Source organism: Bradyrhizobium sp. USDA 4011, from assembly GCF_054063415.1.
Genome location: NZ_JBSSGG010000001.1, coordinates 1,371,476 through 1,385,726, shown reverse-complemented (window position 1 = coordinate 1,385,726; position 14,251 = coordinate 1,371,476). Strand labels below are relative to the sequence as shown.

The 14,251-nt window shown below is 61.8% G+C and carries 17 protein-coding genes and 1 pseudogene; 13 read left to right on the top strand and 5 right to left on the bottom strand.

Features of this window, described 5'->3' with window-relative positions; all coding sequences use genetic code 11:
- Positions 1-23: 23 nt before the first annotated feature.
- The gene (locus tag ACVW1C_RS06540) at positions 24-1,268 is read left to right on the top strand and encodes an ABC transporter substrate-binding protein (protein ID WP_456757705.1); all 1,245 of its coding nucleotides are present in this window, start codon (positions 24-26) and stop codon (positions 1,266-1,268) included.
- A gap of 123 nt (positions 1,269-1,391) precedes the next feature.
- Here ACVW1C_RS06540 and ACVW1C_RS06535 read toward each other — a convergent pair whose 3' ends face one another.
- Both ACVW1C_RS06535 and ACVW1C_RS06530 read right to left on the bottom strand, forming a co-directional pair.
- Positions 1,392-2,606: an NAD(P)/FAD-dependent oxidoreductase gene (locus ACVW1C_RS06535; RefSeq protein WP_456757704.1), complete on the bottom strand. Its 1,215-nt coding sequence runs from the start codon at positions 2,604-2,606 to the stop codon at positions 1,392-1,394.
- An 82-nt stretch (positions 2,607-2,688) separates the two neighbouring features.
- Positions 2,689-4,323, bottom strand: coding sequence for a thiamine pyrophosphate-requiring protein (locus ACVW1C_RS06530; RefSeq protein WP_456757703.1), 1,635 nt, complete (start codon positions 4,321-4,323; stop codon positions 2,689-2,691).
- Positions 4,324-4,641: 318 nt separating this feature from the next.
- On the opposite strand from ACVW1C_RS06530, the gene ACVW1C_RS06525 reads away from it, so the two are divergent.
- From ACVW1C_RS06525 to ACVW1C_RS06515, 3 genes are all read left to right on the top strand, one after another.
- Entirely contained in the window at positions 4,642-4,806 is a 165-nt protein-coding gene (locus tag ACVW1C_RS06525; RefSeq protein ID WP_173641805.1) for a Flp family type IVb pilin, read from the top strand.
- Positions 4,807-4,941: 135 nt separating this feature from the next.
- Positions 4,942-5,613, top strand: coding sequence for a transposase (locus tag ACVW1C_RS06520; protein WP_456757702.1), 672 nt, complete (start codon positions 4,942-4,944; stop codon positions 5,611-5,613).
- A 149-nt stretch (positions 5,614-5,762) separates the two neighbouring features.
- Positions 5,763-6,161: an Imm1 family immunity protein gene (locus ACVW1C_RS06515; protein WP_456757701.1), complete on the top strand. Its 399-nt coding sequence runs from the start codon at positions 5,763-5,765 to the stop codon at positions 6,159-6,161.
- A 699-nt stretch (positions 6,162-6,860) separates the two neighbouring features.
- Here the strand turns inward: ACVW1C_RS06515 and ACVW1C_RS06510 are convergent.
- Together ACVW1C_RS06510 and ku are read right to left on the bottom strand one after the other, a co-directional pair.
- Positions 6,861-6,952 (bottom strand): annotated as a pseudogene (locus ACVW1C_RS06510) (oxidoreductase); the annotation flags it as partial.
- A gap of 63 nt (positions 6,953-7,015) precedes the next feature.
- Positions 7,016-7,993, bottom strand: a complete 978-nt coding sequence (gene ku, locus ACVW1C_RS06505; RefSeq protein WP_456757700.1) for a non-homologous end joining protein Ku — start codon at positions 7,991-7,993, stop codon at positions 7,016-7,018.
- Between the two features lie 255 nt (positions 7,994-8,248).
- On the opposite strand from ku, the gene ACVW1C_RS06500 reads away from it, so the two are divergent.
- The 8 genes from ACVW1C_RS06500 (at position 8,249) to ACVW1C_RS06465 (ending at position 12,784) form a co-directional block, all read left to right on the top strand.
- Positions 8,249-8,401 carry a hypothetical protein gene (locus ACVW1C_RS06500; protein ID WP_173641807.1) on the top strand — a complete coding sequence of 51 codons (153 nt, stop codon included), beginning with the start codon at positions 8,249-8,251 and terminating at the stop codon, positions 8,399-8,401.
- 440 nt (positions 8,402-8,841) lie between these two features.
- Positions 8,842-9,018 (top strand): hypothetical protein, encoded by a 177-nt coding sequence (locus ACVW1C_RS06495; protein ID WP_456757699.1) that lies wholly within the window; start codon positions 8,842-8,844, stop codon positions 9,016-9,018.
- A 161-nt stretch (positions 9,019-9,179) separates the two neighbouring features.
- A complete protein-coding gene (locus tag ACVW1C_RS06490) occupies positions 9,180-9,377 on the top strand; it encodes a hypothetical protein (protein WP_456757698.1) in 198 nt (65 codons plus the stop codon).
- A 157-nt stretch (positions 9,378-9,534) separates the two neighbouring features.
- Complete coding sequence (locus tag ACVW1C_RS06485) at positions 9,535-9,810, top strand: hypothetical protein (RefSeq protein ID WP_456757697.1); 276 nt, start codon at positions 9,535-9,537, stop codon at positions 9,808-9,810.
- Positions 9,811-9,865: 55 nt separating this feature from the next.
- Positions 9,866-10,282, top strand: a complete 417-nt coding sequence (locus ACVW1C_RS06480; protein ID WP_456757696.1) for a hypothetical protein — start codon at positions 9,866-9,868, stop codon at positions 10,280-10,282.
- A gap of 97 nt (positions 10,283-10,379) precedes the next feature.
- Positions 10,380-11,408 carry an NAD-dependent epimerase gene (locus ACVW1C_RS06475; RefSeq protein WP_456757695.1) on the top strand — a complete coding sequence of 343 codons (1,029 nt, stop codon included), beginning with the start codon at positions 10,380-10,382 and terminating at the stop codon, positions 11,406-11,408.
- 107 nt (positions 11,409-11,515) lie between these two features.
- Complete coding sequence (locus ACVW1C_RS06470; RefSeq protein ID WP_456757694.1) at positions 11,516-11,728, top strand: hypothetical protein; 213 nt, start codon at positions 11,516-11,518, stop codon at positions 11,726-11,728.
- Between the two features lie 843 nt (positions 11,729-12,571).
- A complete protein-coding gene (locus tag ACVW1C_RS06465) occupies positions 12,572-12,784 on the top strand; it encodes a hypothetical protein (RefSeq protein WP_092125205.1) in 213 nt (70 codons plus the stop codon).
- 194 nt (positions 12,785-12,978) lie between these two features.
- Here ACVW1C_RS06465 and ACVW1C_RS06460 read toward each other — a convergent pair whose 3' ends face one another.
- Entirely contained in the window at positions 12,979-13,167 is a 189-nt protein-coding gene (locus tag ACVW1C_RS06460) for a hypothetical protein (protein WP_456757693.1), read from the bottom strand.
- 667 nt (positions 13,168-13,834) lie between these two features.
- Here ACVW1C_RS06460 and ACVW1C_RS06455 point away from each other — a divergent pair.
- Complete coding sequence (locus ACVW1C_RS06455; protein ID WP_456757692.1) at positions 13,835-14,209, top strand: helix-turn-helix domain-containing protein; 375 nt, start codon at positions 13,835-13,837, stop codon at positions 14,207-14,209.
- Positions 14,210-14,251 lie beyond the last annotated feature (42 nt).

Below are 14,251 nucleotides of genomic sequence, written 5' to 3'. Positions count from 1 at the left end.
GAATAACAAAAGCAAGGGAGATCATGATGCCAGCATATTCAACCACCACCCGCGTGAGCCTGTTGGCCTCGGCGCTCGCGCTGGGCCTCGCGGCGCCGGCCTATGCGCAGTCCAAGGACCCGATCAAGATCGGCGTCATCGCCGAGGTGCAGTCGATCGCGGGCGCGGCAACCCCGGGCGGCGCGCAGATCGCGGCGGACGAGATCAACGCCAAGGGCGGCGTGATGGGCCGCAAGATCGAGATCGTCACCTACGACAACAAGAGCTCGTCGGCGGATTCGGTGCGCGCGTTCCAGCGCGCGGTGAGCGAGGACAAGGTTTCGGCCGTGATCGCGAGCTACATCAGCGAGGTCGTGCTGGCGCTCGAGCCGTGGGCTTCGCGGCTGAAGATGCCGCTGATCACGCCCGGCGCCGCCTCGAACGAGATCACCAAGGCTGTTCATAACGACTATGAGAAGAACAAGTACACCTTCCACGGTTACCTGACCTCGGCCGCGCAGGCGCAGCTGGTCTGCGACGCGGCCAAGGAGCTGCTGGTCGACCAGCTCAAGTTCAAGTCGGTGGCGATTATGAGCGAGGACGCGGCCTGGACCAAGCCGCTCGACGTCGGCTACGAGGCCTGCCTGCCGAAGGCCGGGCTGAAGGTGGTCGAGCACATCCGCTTCTCGCCGGACACCACCGACTTCACGCCGATCTTCAACAAGATGGAAGCCGCCAAGCCCGACGTGATCGTCACCGGCATCTCCCATGTCGGCGTGCAGCCGACGGTGCAGTGGAAGAACCAGCAGGTGCCGATTCCGATGTTCGGCATCAGCGCGCAGGCGCTGAGCCCGACGTTCTGGGGCGACACCAACGGCGCGGCCGAAGGCGTGCCGTCGCTGGCGGTGGCGACGCCCGACGTCGCGGTGACGCCGAAGACAAAACCGTTCGCGGCAGCGTTCAAGGCCAAGTTCGGCACGCCGCCGGCCTATACCGGCTACACCGCCTATGACGAGGTCTACATCATTGCGGAAGCGATCCAGCGCGCCGGCTCGACCGATCCGGACAAGATGGTCACGGAGCTCGAGAAGACCGACTTCGATGGCACGATCGGCAAGATCCAGTTCTACGGCAAGAACGACGAGTTCACCCACGGCATCAAGTCCGGCCCGGGTGCCGTCACCGGCCTCGTGTTCCAGTGGCAGGGCGGCAAGCAGATCACGGTCTGGCCGAAGGCGATCGCGGAAGGGAAGCTGAAGTTTCCGGATTTTGTGAAGCTGTCGCAGTAACGGACTGCTCGCCGTCATTGCGAGCGAAGCGAAGCAATCCATGATTCCACTCGGGGATAATGGATTGCTTCGTCGTTTCGCTCCTCGCAATGACGGCGCAGAGGGGGCGAGACGAGCCGACTACTATTTCCGCGTCGGCGGTGCCGTCTGGATCGTCGGCGCCGCGGCCGCAAGCAGTGCGGCGCGATCGCCGTTGCGCGGCGGATAGATGCGCTGCTGGTTGATGGTCTGCTTGGTGAGCTTGGCGGCGGCGCCGGTCGTGTGCACCTCGCGGTCCCAGCCGGTGGTGTAGAGCGCGCCCCAGGCGCCGAGATCGAGCACCGTCACATACCAGTCGATAGTGAGCGGCAGCAGCTGTTCACCGAACAGGTCCGCGACCACATTGTGCCCGGCGAAGCGGCCCATCGGCCGCGCGAACTGGCACGACATCACGGTCGGATGCTCGCCGTCGATCAGGCAGGCGGCGACGTCGCCGGCAGCGAATACGCCATTGAGGCCCTCGACGCGCATGCAATGGTCGACCGGGAGGCGGCCGAGCGCGTCGCGCTTCACCGGCAGCATCGCGGCGAGGGGGCTCGCGCACATGCCGGCGCACCACACCACGGTCGCGGCCGGAATGATCTCGCCGCTATCAAGCGTGATGCTGTCGGCGCCGACGGCGCTGACCCTGACGTTCAGCCGCGTCTCGACGCCGAGCGCGGCCAGCGCCTCGTTGATGACGGGACGGCCATGTGCGCCGAACGTCGCGCCGACCACCGGATTGGGATCGATCAGGATGATGCGGTGATCGCCGGCGATGCCGGCGCGGGCGAGCTTGGCCGGCATCTCGGCCGCGACCTCGATCCCGGTGAAGCCGGCGCCGACCACCGCCACCGTCGCGCGGGCCGGCGAGGGCGGCTGCCTGCCGAGCGCGGCAAGATGCGTGTTGAGGCGTGTGGCTGCTTCGAAGGTGTCGACATCGAAGCCGTGTGCGGCAAGGCCTGATATCGCGGGGCGAACCAGCTCGCTGCCGGTGGTCAGCACCAGCCGGTCATAGCTCAGCGTCTCCGCGCCGGAGCCTGTCTTGACGACGACCTCGCGCTTGGCCGGATCGATCGCCGTGACGTCAGCCACGCTATGCCTGACGCCGACCGGATCGAGCAGGTCTTGCAGCGGCAGGGCGACGTCGCCGAGATCGACCTCGTAATTGCGCACCCGGATGTTGTGATAGGCGTTGCGATCGACGACGAGAATCTCAGTGTCGTTAGCCCGCGGGCCGATCTCGTCGCGCTTGCGGGCCGCACCGAGCGCCGCCCACAGACCGGCAAAGCCGGCCCCCAGCACCAGGATGCGCGCCATCTCTCCCTCCGATCTCGGATCGGAGGGAGCTTGCCCGTGCAGGCGAGGTCAAATCAAGTGGGTGAGGGCGTGCGAGGTGCCCTCACGTCCCCGGCCGCGACACCTCGGTCTCCTTGCTGGTGATGAATTCCAGCAGCACCGGCACGCCTTCTTTGGTCTTCTGGATGCCGCGCTTGATCGCGGGGATGATGTCTTCGGGCTTGGTCACCCGCTCGCCATAGCCGCCGAAGGCGCGGGCCATCGCGGCGTAGTCGCCGGAGATATCGGTCGAGCGGTATTTCTCGGTCGAGATCGGCATCACCTTCAGTTCGATCGCCATCGAGAAATTGTTGAGCAGGATCGACATGATCGGAATCCGCTCGCGCACCGCGGTCTCGAAATCCATGCCCGTGAAGCCGATTGCGGCATCGCCCCAGACATTGATGCAGAGCTTGTCCGGTTTTGCCAGCTTGGCGCCCATCGCGAGGCCAAGCCCGTAGCCGAGCTGCGTGGTCTTGCCCCAGCCGATATAGGACAGCGGCTCGACCGATTTCCAGAACGGCGACAGCTGGTCGCGCGGGCTGCCGGCGTCGTGGGTGATGATGGTGTTGTGGATGTCGACGGTGTGCTGCAGATCCCACAGCACGCGGTAGGGATTGAGCGGCGCGTCATTATGCGTCAGCTTCGGCATCCACTTGGCGAGCCATTCCATGTGGGAGGCGGCGATCTCTTCCGCGACCGCGCTGGGATTGCGGTCCGAGGTCACGGACTTGCCGATCTCCTCCAGCAGCGCGTCGAGCACGAGGCCGGCGTCGCCGACCAGCCCGATCCTGGCCTCGACATCCTTGTTGATGTGGTTCGGATCGAGCGTCGAATGGATGATGGTCTTGCCCTTCGGCATCGCGATGCCGAACGACGTTTCGGTGAAGGAGCAGCCGATGCCGAAGATCACGTCGGCCTCAGTGAGGAATTTCGGCACCGCGCGCGGTACGGCAAGGCCGCCGGAGCCGAGCGACAGCGGATGCGTCTCCGGGAATGACGACTTGCCGCCGAGGCTCGTGGTAACGGGGATCGCGAGCCGCTCGGCAAGGCGCTTCAGCTGCGGCCAGGCTTTTGCGTAATGCACGCCCTGGCCGGCATAGATCACCGGACGCTTGGCGTTGACGAGCAGGGTTGCGGCTTCCTTCACATGGACGGGATCGGCGCCATAGCGGGTGCGCAGCACCGGTGTGTAGTTCAGCGGCTCCGGCACCTCCTCGTTCCACATGTCGACGGGGATCTCGACGATCACAGGCCCGCCGCGGCCGTTCTTCAATTTGGTGAAGGCGCGGCGGAAGATGTTGCAGACTTCCGCGGCGATGTTGATCGGCTCCGAGGATTTCGAGAACGCCTTCATCGCCTGGCTGGAATTGAAGTTCGGATCGATGTTGGCAAGCCGGCGCGCATAACCCATCGGCAGCACCAGGACGGGTACGGATTCGCCGTAGCACTGCGCGACACCACCCATCGCGTTCTCGGCGCCCGGGCCGTGCTGCATGCAGAACGCGCCGATCTTCTCGCCCGAGGTGACTCGGGAGATCGCGTCCGCCATGTGCACGCCGATGCGCTCCTGGCGCACCATCACCGGGCGGATGTCGGCGCTGGCGGCGTATTCGATCAGGTGGTTGACCGGGTAGCCCGTGAGGATCTCGATCCCCTCGCGCTTCATGATTTCCGCGATCGCGGTGCCGAGCTTCATGACGCTCACTCCCTTTGGATGCGGCCGGTTCGTTCCGGCCTCGTTGTCGTCCTGTCCGATAAAGGAACAGGATTCCGCCGCGAGGGTAAAGCGCCGCCGGGGCCGGATCAGGTAGTCCTGATATGCGTTTACGCCCAATCGCGGATTGCCGCCCCGCGGGGTCGGAATGCAGGCAGAACTAGCAGCGAGTTTCTCTGCAACCTTTAAGCGATCGTTCATCGTGTCCATCAATGGGCCGTCAACCAATGTGGCCTAGTTTTGCTGGAATATTGCTACGGCGCGGGAGAAAAAGCCGCGGGCGTCGGACAGGAGCTTTTCATGCGCGCGTTGCTTGCAAGATTTCTGCGTGATGACGTCGGGGCTACGGCGATCGAATACGCCATCATTGCCGGCGGCATCAGCATCGTGATCGTCGCCGGCGTCAGAGGCATCGGCACCAGTGTGAGCGGCCAGTTCACCGCCGTCAGTTCGGCATTCAAGTAAGCGCCATCAGCCACGCTTCACACTTTCTGGTTCAGTCGCCTCCGCCGTCTCCATTCAGCGCGCGCAGCATCGCGATAAATTACGGTGACAGTGCACTAAATTTGACTTCCGTCCGCCGGACGACCATCATGTCGTATGGCCCGTCTCGCCCGCGTCGTCGTCCCAGGTCATCCGCACCACGTCACTCAGCGCGGCAATGGCCGCGCGCAGACGTTTTTCGGCGATGGCGACTATGCGCTCTATCGCGATCTCCTCGCCGCCAATTGCGCTGCGGCCGGCGTCGAGGTGTGGGCCTGGTGCCTGATGCCAAATCACGTGCACCTCATCCTGGTGCCCTCCGATGGCGACGGGCTGCGCCGGGCGTTGGCCCGCGTGCATCGGACCTATGCCGGAACGATCCAGGGGCGGCGCAAGCGCACCGGCCATTTCTGGCAGGGCCGGTTCGGCGCCGTCGTCATGGACGAGCAGCATCTCGCGGCGGCGCTGCGCTACGTGTCGTCGAACCCGGTGCGGGCGCGCCTGGTGGCGCGGGCGCAGGACTGGCGCTGGTCGAGCGTGCGAGCGCATCTTCGCGGCAAGGACGACGGCGTCACGACGCTGGCGCCGGTGCGCGATCGCTTCCCGAATTTCGCCGATCTGCTGGCATCCGAACCGGAGGCCGACCTGTTTTCTTCGCTCCGCGCCGCGGAGAGCGTCGGCAGGCCGCTCGGTGACGACCGTTTTCTCAGCCGCCTCGAACGCAAGACCGGGCGAGTTCTCAAGCCCGGCAAGCGCGGACCCAAGCCATCCGCCGAGGATGAAGATTGATCGTCGGAAGAGTTGAGTGCACTGTCACCGTAATTCAACCCAACCATCTGCTCAAGTTGCACAAACCTTCTTCCACGCATGCTACCATCAGGCGCGCAGCTTAACGTTATAACTCCGAATGGCTCGACAGTATTCGTTGGGGTGCATCCATGAGAGCCCAGTTTTTCGACAGACAGGACGCCACGAATCCTCTGAATGGGACAGTAGTTGACGGGTCGCCAGCGTTGCGAAGGATCGTTAACGACACACGGCAGAGGCAACCATTTTTGTCAGAGCTTGTTGGCACAAACGGTCGCAAGCTGCTCTTAGGCCTCGGATCTGGGGATGGTTGCGTACAGTTTAGTTCAACTGATGGGGCTCCGCCTTATTTGATGGCGGTGGCAACAATTGAGCACGAAGGAGGGGGTACGCAAGAGTTCTTGATGGGTGATACATCGACACCAATGCCGCGGCGCTATTGCCTTCCAATGGAGAAGGTAGTTGAGATTGCGGTCGCTTTCTTGGAAACTGGCGAGCGATCGTCGAGCGTGGAGTGGGAGGAAATTTAAGCCGCAGAGAGCGCGATACCGGAACTCCCAGCCTTTGTGCAAGGTGGTAAGACGGTGGGCGTTTTGCACACGTCGGCCGGAGAGTTATCTCTCGAAAGTGGATGGGCTGGACCTGCCGCAGACATTCCGCGCGAAACCTCTGCCAATTGCCGTGACAGCGCACTTAACTCCCCGACAATGATCATTCTTGACCCTGTTCTGGTTCGGACGGCCTCGGCCCACGCTTGCCTGGCTTCAGGACACGTCCGGTCACCCGCTGCAGGCGGGCGAGAAAGCGGTCGTCGCCGAGCGGCCGGCTCGATGCTCTCGGCGGCGCGCAGGCGGTCGAACAGACCGGGCTCGGGCTCGCTGGCCAAGCAGTCCGGCGAAGTCGGGGAAGCGCTCCCTGACTGCCCTCAGCGCCGTGACGCCGTCATCCTTGCCGGGCAGATGCGCCCGATTCCGGTGACAGTGCACTAAGCCGCCAACTAGAAGTTGAGTGCACAATTGCTGTAATCGAGGGCGGCCACACGATTTCGGAATAATGGAAGTGTGCCCCTGATTTGCCCGACATGTCAAGTTGACAAATCGACTGCCGGCGGCCGGCCAGCTCCTTTGCATGGGGTTGTTTTCGATATTTTGGCAGCGTGCACCCGCGAGGCGGCACCGCACGGCAGGTGACCTGCCGGCGCGGGTCATCTGGCCGTTTGCGAGCAGGCGTTAGCGCTGCAGCCTCGCGAGCAGGCTCGGCGTATCCCGGCGCTTGCCGCCCATCTTCTCGACCTCGCATAGAACTGGTCGACCAGCGCGCTTCCAGCTGGGCGTCTTCCGATCGTCTTATGATGTAGTCGGCGGCCTGCGGCAGCGCCGCGACCTCAACCCGCCTTCTTCCGCGCCGCGGTGCCCTGCGCGCGCGCGGGCTTCTCGGCCTTCTTTGGCTCGGGCTTGACGGCCTCCTTGGGCTCGCGCTTGCCGCTGCCCGAGATCGGCAGCAGCATCTCGCGCTGGCCCTCGATGCGCTTCTTCGGCTTCTTGCCCTTTGCCGCCTTTGCTTCAGCCTTGGCGGGAGCAGCCTGCTTCTCATTGGCGAGGCTCTTCTTCAGCGCGTCCATCAGGTTGATGACATTGCCGCCGGCCTTCGCCACGGGCTTGGCGATCTTGATGCCGTTGCGCTTCTGGTTGATCAGGTCGATCAGCGCCTGCTCGTAGCGGTCCTCGAACTCCTCCGGATCGAACTCGGCGGACTTCTGCTCGACGATGTGCTTGGCGAGGTCGAGCATATCCTTGGTGATCTTCACATCCTGGATGTCGTCGAAATATTCCTTCTCGCTGCGCACCTCATAGGGGTAGCGCAACAGCGTGCCCATCAGCCCGTTGTCGAGCGGCTCGAGCGCGATGATGTGCTCGCGGTTGGTGAGCACGACGCGGCCGATCGCGACCTTGTCCATGCTGCGGATGGTCTCGCGGATCACCGCGAAGGCGTCGTGGCCGACCTTGCCGTCGGGAACGAGATAGTAGGGGCGGATCAGATAGCGGCTGTCGATCTCGCTGCGCGGCACGAATTCGTCGATCTCGATGGTGCGCGTCGAATCCAGCGCGATGTCGTCGAGCTCTTCCTTGGTGACCTCGATATAAGTGTCGGTGTCGACCTTGTAGCCCTTCATGATGTCGTCGGTGGAGACTTCCTCACCGGTCTCCGCGTCGACCTTGGCGTATTTGATCCGGTGGCCGGTCTTGCGGTTGATCTGGTTGAAGGAGACCTTCTCGGTATCCGACGTCGCCGGGTACAGGGCAACCGGGCAAGTCACGAGCGAAAGGCGCAAAAAGCCCTTCCAGTTGGCGCGGGGGGCCATAGGCAAACTCCGATTACGCAACCGACGGAACGATCAAGGATAACACCGGCAACCCCGGTTTGAAACAACGCGGCCCGGCGAATTTGGCAACGGCGTTAACCGTGGCCTCGAGCCTGCGCCCGTTTGACGCGGCGGCGGCGACAACGGTTGGACAACAGTCAAACGGCCCCGGAACATCGCTCCGGATCACGCGTTGGCCCTGCGAAGGGGAGCGGCAATCGCCGGAATTTCAGGCACTTAAGCAACGAGGTCGCCATGGCAACGGAACGACACGGTCAGATCACAGAAACCCCGACCGAGGCGCGCCAGGCCGAGCCCGGACCATCGGTTCTCGCGCTGCTCACGGCCTCCACTGGGCTCGCAGTCTTGATCCTCGGAATTATCTGGTTCGCCTTTTTCCGGGTGTGACGCTGCGATCGCGCTCTCCCGCATGCGAGGTCTTGATTGTTAAACTGAGATACGAGCAGGGCGGCCACCATGCGCTTGCGGAGTGTCCGGTCGATCATGCCTGCACCTCGCCACGGCCGTCGTGCGTGCGGTCGCATGGCATTCTCTGGCTCGACGATCGGTTTGACGCGCGACGCGCATTCGCGGCGTAGAGCGCAATATCACACAACTGAAAAATTCCGACGAGCGGACTGATGAGGTCGCGGGAGCCGATCGCTGACCATGTTGCGCGGAATTTTCTTGAGCCAGGACTTTGTCAGCCAGGACGTGAGCTACGAACCGTCTTCGACGGCTTTCGCCTTCACGAGATTTTGCGGCCGAGATCTGTGACGTGCGAAGCGAATTGCCGCCGTGACGCGTCATGAGATCATCGAAATTGGCTGCTAGCTGATTTGAATCAGATGCGCCTTGAGCTTGAGATGTTCTATCCGCAAGAAGAAAAAAACTCGCTGTTGGCGCGCCTCAAGGAGAAAAGCGTTTCAGGTGCCTTCGTCGGACTGACGCTGCTGGCGATGGCGGGGTGGATTTATCTGCTCAGCTCGATGTTCCTGAAATTCATGCTGTGGTGGTTCTCCTGAGGCGCCTCGCGCACGAGAACAACCGATGTGGGCACCGGGTCATTGTCGCGCCGTTCGATTGCACAAAAAATTCCAGCGGCTGAACATTCTTTCGGCGCGCGCAATCATGATGTCGTCACAACTCCGAATGTTAATAACATCGGTTTACGTGGACGAATGTGATGCTTTCTCCTGTTCTCATCCTTGCGGCGGCGTTCGTCGCCGGCTTCTTCTCCGGTTTCGCCGCGCGCTCGTGGCGATCGCGCAAGCGCCGCGCGCAATATCGGATCTATGCACCGTATGTGGCGCCGCCAACCGCCAAATCGGCGAGGCGGGAACAGCCGGTCACCGCATTCGGCCACATGCGCCGCGCATTCTAGCGGGCTAGCTCGGCAGAGGTAGCGCGACAGTGGCGTGAGTTGGGGTTGGCGGGCGACATGCAATCGGTCATCTTGTCTTCGTTGCGGCAGCCGGGCTGCGTTCGCGTGCCGGCGGGGTGTTGCCGTTGGCCCGCGCATCGTGAGGGAACTTGCACGCATGAGTGATCTCAGGGCGCATTCGCCAAGGCGGTATGTCGTCGATGTCAGCGGACGGCGCGTGCTGGTCGGTCTTACGCTTGAAGAGACCTCGGAATTCGAAGGATTGGACGCCTCCCTGCCGATGCCGGGCGGGGAAGCCCACGGTGCGGGGCTGATGCCGTCAGCGGTCGAGGGACGGTGGGTCGAGCTCTATGACAAGCACGACAAGGCCTGGATCAAGTGGAAAGCCGACCTGAGGGCCGGGCAACAGGATGGTTCACCCTTTTTTAACTAAGACCGGGCGATTTTCAGCGATACTGCCTGAGTGGGCCCGAACCGGATACTGACAGATGTTTCAGCTGTTTCTGCGGGCTCGCGCGCATGACCTGATCAGGTCGCGGCGGAGCGAGGAAGGTTTCAAGGCACGCTCGGCCGAGCGCGATGCCGAGACCGATCGCGCCCGGATCGGATCGATCATGGCCGCGATCGAGGCCGCCTTGCAGGCGGCCGAAAGCGAGCAATCCGGCCTCGGCCGCCGTGTCGACGACGTTCTGGCCCGCGCGGCGGTGACGCTGGGCAACGGCACCGACGAGTATCTGGAACGCGAGGCGCTTGACAACTATCATCAAGATCTATTTGACGCCGAGATCTCCAACGGCCAGCGTCGGCTGAAGGAACTGGCGACCGAGATTGCGCACTTCAAGTTCATGAAGGCCGCGGTACTGAGCCGCTTTCCGGACTACAAACCTCCGGCCGCCGGCAACTGACGCGCCTCGCGGCCGCAACGCCGAGCCGGAAGCTGCAGCCCGCGCCTGACGGCGTGTGCGGCCTGGTCCGGCGCAATGCGAAAGGCACAGGCGAAACGTGGTGATCGCAGGCAATCTACTCGTCACGGGCTGCGCCGGCTTTATCGGCTTCCATCTGGCGGAGCATTTGCTGCGGGCAGGGCAGCCGGTCATCGGCATCGACAATCTGAACCAATATTATGATCCGGCGCTCAAGCACGCGCGGCTCGATCTGCTCAAGCAGCACCGTGGCTTCACCTTCCTGGAACTCGACCTCGCCGATCGCGCCGGGATGAAGGCGCTGTTCGAGCGCTATCGCTTCGAGGTCGTGGTGCATCTCGCTGCCCAGGCCGGCGTGCGCTACTCCCTGCAGAACCCGCATGCCTACATGGATTCCAATCTGGAGGGCTTCCTCAACGTCCTCGAGGGCTGCCGGCATACGGCGTGCCGCCATCTGCTGTTTGCGTCGTCATCGTCGGTCTATGGCGCCAACACCAAGCTGCCGTTCTCGGTCCACGACAACGTCGATCATCCGGTCAGCCTCTATGCCGCGACCAAGAAGGCCAACGAGCTGCTCGCCCATTCCTACAGCCACCTCTATCGCATCCCGACGACGGGGCTGCGGTTCTTCACCGTATATGGGACGTGGTATCGGCCGGACATGGCGCTCTATGCGTTCGCGGATGCGATCACCAAGGGGAAGCCGATCCAGTTGTTCAACAACGGCAACATGCGGCGCGACTTCACCTATGTCGATGACGTGGTCGAGGCGATGGTGCGGCTGATCGACCGCGCGCCCGAGGGCGACGTCAACTGGTCTGGCACGCATCCGGACCCTGGTTCGAGCAAGGCGCCGTGGCGCGTCTACAACATCGGCAACTCCAGACCGGAAGAACTGATGCATGTGGTGGAGCTGCTCGAGCAGGGCTTCGGTCGGCAGGCCGAAAAGCAGTTGTTGCCAATGCAGCCTGGGGATGTCCTGGAGACGGCAGCCGATGTCTCCGATCTGGAGCGTGAAATCGGCTTTCGGCCGCAGACGCGGATCGAGGACGGCATTGCGAAATTTGTCGCCTGGTATCGGTCTTATCACAACGTCGATCGGACGTAGTGCGCCCGTTAGCGAATTCCCGCTCGAGAAAAACCTGGCTCGGCGCGGAACGGAGTGCGGCACTGAGAGTTATCGACGGTTCTGCATTCGCGTCAGCCGTGATCATCATGTCCGGCGCAATCGTTCCGGCGCACGCGATCGACGCCCAGGTCGCACGCGCCTGCGATGCCTTGGTCGCGAGGGCGTTTCCGCCGCGAGAGCCCGGCAATCCTGCTTCCGGCAGCGCGAGGGGCGGGGCGAAGGATCAGCGCGACTATTTCAACACATGCGTCGCCAATGGCGGCAAGATGGGCGACGACACGCCTCCCAAATCGAAATAGCGCACGATCGCGACGCGCGTTGCGAATTAGCGATGCTTATGGCGGTTGGTCGAATCCGCTGCTGTCCGCCGTGGCAATCGTGCAAGCGCACGTGAGATGAGAACGCGAAGCGCATTTCGCTGCCTCTGCTGAAGCAGAAATGCCTCATTACCGCTCATTTCGAATTAGATTAGCATTGTCGGATTCGGTCAGGTCGAGGTGAATATCTTGCATGATCGAATGTGTGGCGTTGATTCCCTCCGCCGCATCGTCAGGGCGGATCCCAATGCTCAGATCGGCGACCTCGAGATCTGAAACGGATCGAAATATTCTGCGATCAATGCGGAGGACGCGGTGTCGGTTCGCTGCATCCATGCTGTTCGGTTCAACCTGTTATGCGCGGCGAAAAAAGCTGATTGATCGAAAGCAGCAGATTTAGTGTGTGCACGTCGTGTTTGGTGGAATATCTGGTCCGAGGCAGGAACACCCCATCACGTTCCGAGTCATCGACGCGGCGACATTGTGCTAGCCGGCAGGCGTGTCGCCGGTTTCGACGGCGATTGCTGCGATCAACGATCGTCAAATGATTTCATGCTCTTGCTCGCGCCTCATGGTCAGTGCCGGCTGCGCTCCTTGGCGGCGCGCCGCGTCGCTGCCGCTGACATCCCATCGCGAAGACACATATAAGGCCATCGATCGAACGTTTCGCGATCAGGTTGTGGAACCTGGTTGAGAAAATTTATCGCGGAGCCACGTTCGTCGCAAACCTGCCCCATTAACCGCATTCCATATGTGTGGTCTAACCCTGTCATCGAAACTTCAATCACATCGCTCATACCCTTAACCGCAGAGCGAGGGCGCGCCATGAAGCAGCACAAAGTTCAACATTCGCATCAGCCAATCGAAGAGGCGTTGCTCGCGACCAATCAATCGCTGCGCAACGAAGTCGTTGCACTGATGCTTGATATCGCCGCGTTGCGTGAAATCCACGAGCGCCCTGGCGCGTCTCGTTCGTTCGGCATGTCGCGTGAGCAGAACGCCCCGCGCGTCGCATTGCGTCGGGTTCACCACAGCTAAAGTCCGTCAGCCCATTTCTCACTGAGCAGAATTTGCGGCCACATCCAAGCCAGTCTGGCAAGGATGTGGGCGCTTGCTGTTATGGACAATTCAATTATAAGTTGAATATTGTCCGCCCGATCCTGGTTTTGGGCGAGCTGGATCGATCGAGCGGATGCTTGCCGCGGACAATTTGTGGTCGTGAGGGCGGGCAGTCAGTGCTCTTGCCGCACCGGCTTGTGCGCCGTGACGTAGGACAGGCGCTCGCGCAGGATCCACGTCTGCAACACCAGCTCGACGGCGGTATGCCGGAGCTCGGAATTCTCCGCGACGAGGCGTTCCAAGGCGTCGGTCGCCTCGCTGGACGCGGATTGCTTCCCCTCGAAGACCTTGAGATGCGCCATAGTGTCGATCCTCGTAAAGTGTGTCGATCAGAGGCTGGCTCTGACAAGCGTCATCACAGGATGGTTCGCGGATTATCGGGCGGTCGTGGTTCCGCCTGATGGCCTCGGGTGGCAAAGCGCCTAATTGATAATTCGCGGATCGAGCTAAGAGTGTTAGGTTTCCTAAAAATGATCCTCAAATATGTTGGAACTCTCATGACACCTAACATCTTAGTAACTAGCGCTGCGCGTGCGCGCCCGCAAGTCGCCGGCCGCGAAGGTCGCGGGATTAATCTGTTAGAATGTTGTGAAACTCTCGCTTGACCGGCAGCGTAGATATCGCGGAGAGGCATGGTGCACCCACAATCTGTCGCGGGACCGATTGGATGTTCTCATTTGCTTCTCATTCGGGAATGCAAACGGTGCGCCAGTTATCCAGATCAAATTGTCATGCGCAGAAAGTCGTATAACTTTTTCTGTGAGGTCGTCTTACGTCGGGAATATTGCTCATATATTCCGGTAAACACCTTGCAGCTTCGGTGTTTCTTCGCACAATGCGGCGCTGCCGACGGCAAGTTCGAGGCTCCCGAAGGCCCCCCGGGAAATCCTCAATTTGAATTTCCTGTTGCATTTACATAGCTTATAGGCCATGCGATGATTGCTAATCTAGGGGGCAATGAGATGACCAATGAGGCGTCATTCAACTGACGAGATCAGTTCCAAGGTCAAACAAGCCGAGGAACTCATGGCGCGGGGGCAGTCACAAGCCCAGGCGTGCAAGGTGCTGGGCGTTAGCGTGATGACATTTCACCGCTGGCGCAAGCAGGAGGCTGCACGCAGCCATCAGCCGCACGGTACTGTGACCGAGCTTGCCGCTCGTTCCGATGATCGAGATGGTATTCCCCACTCTCACAACCGTATTGACGAATTGCGGCTGGAAAATGAACGGCTGCGCCGGATTGTGACCGACCTGCTGCTCGAGAAGATGAAGATCGAGGAGAAGCTCGCGCTCAGATCCAGCGGCGGGAACGGTTTGCCCCGCCGTGGCGAAATCCAGAGCTGAAATCCAGAGCTGACGTAAGCTGATCCGGTATAAGCTAATCCG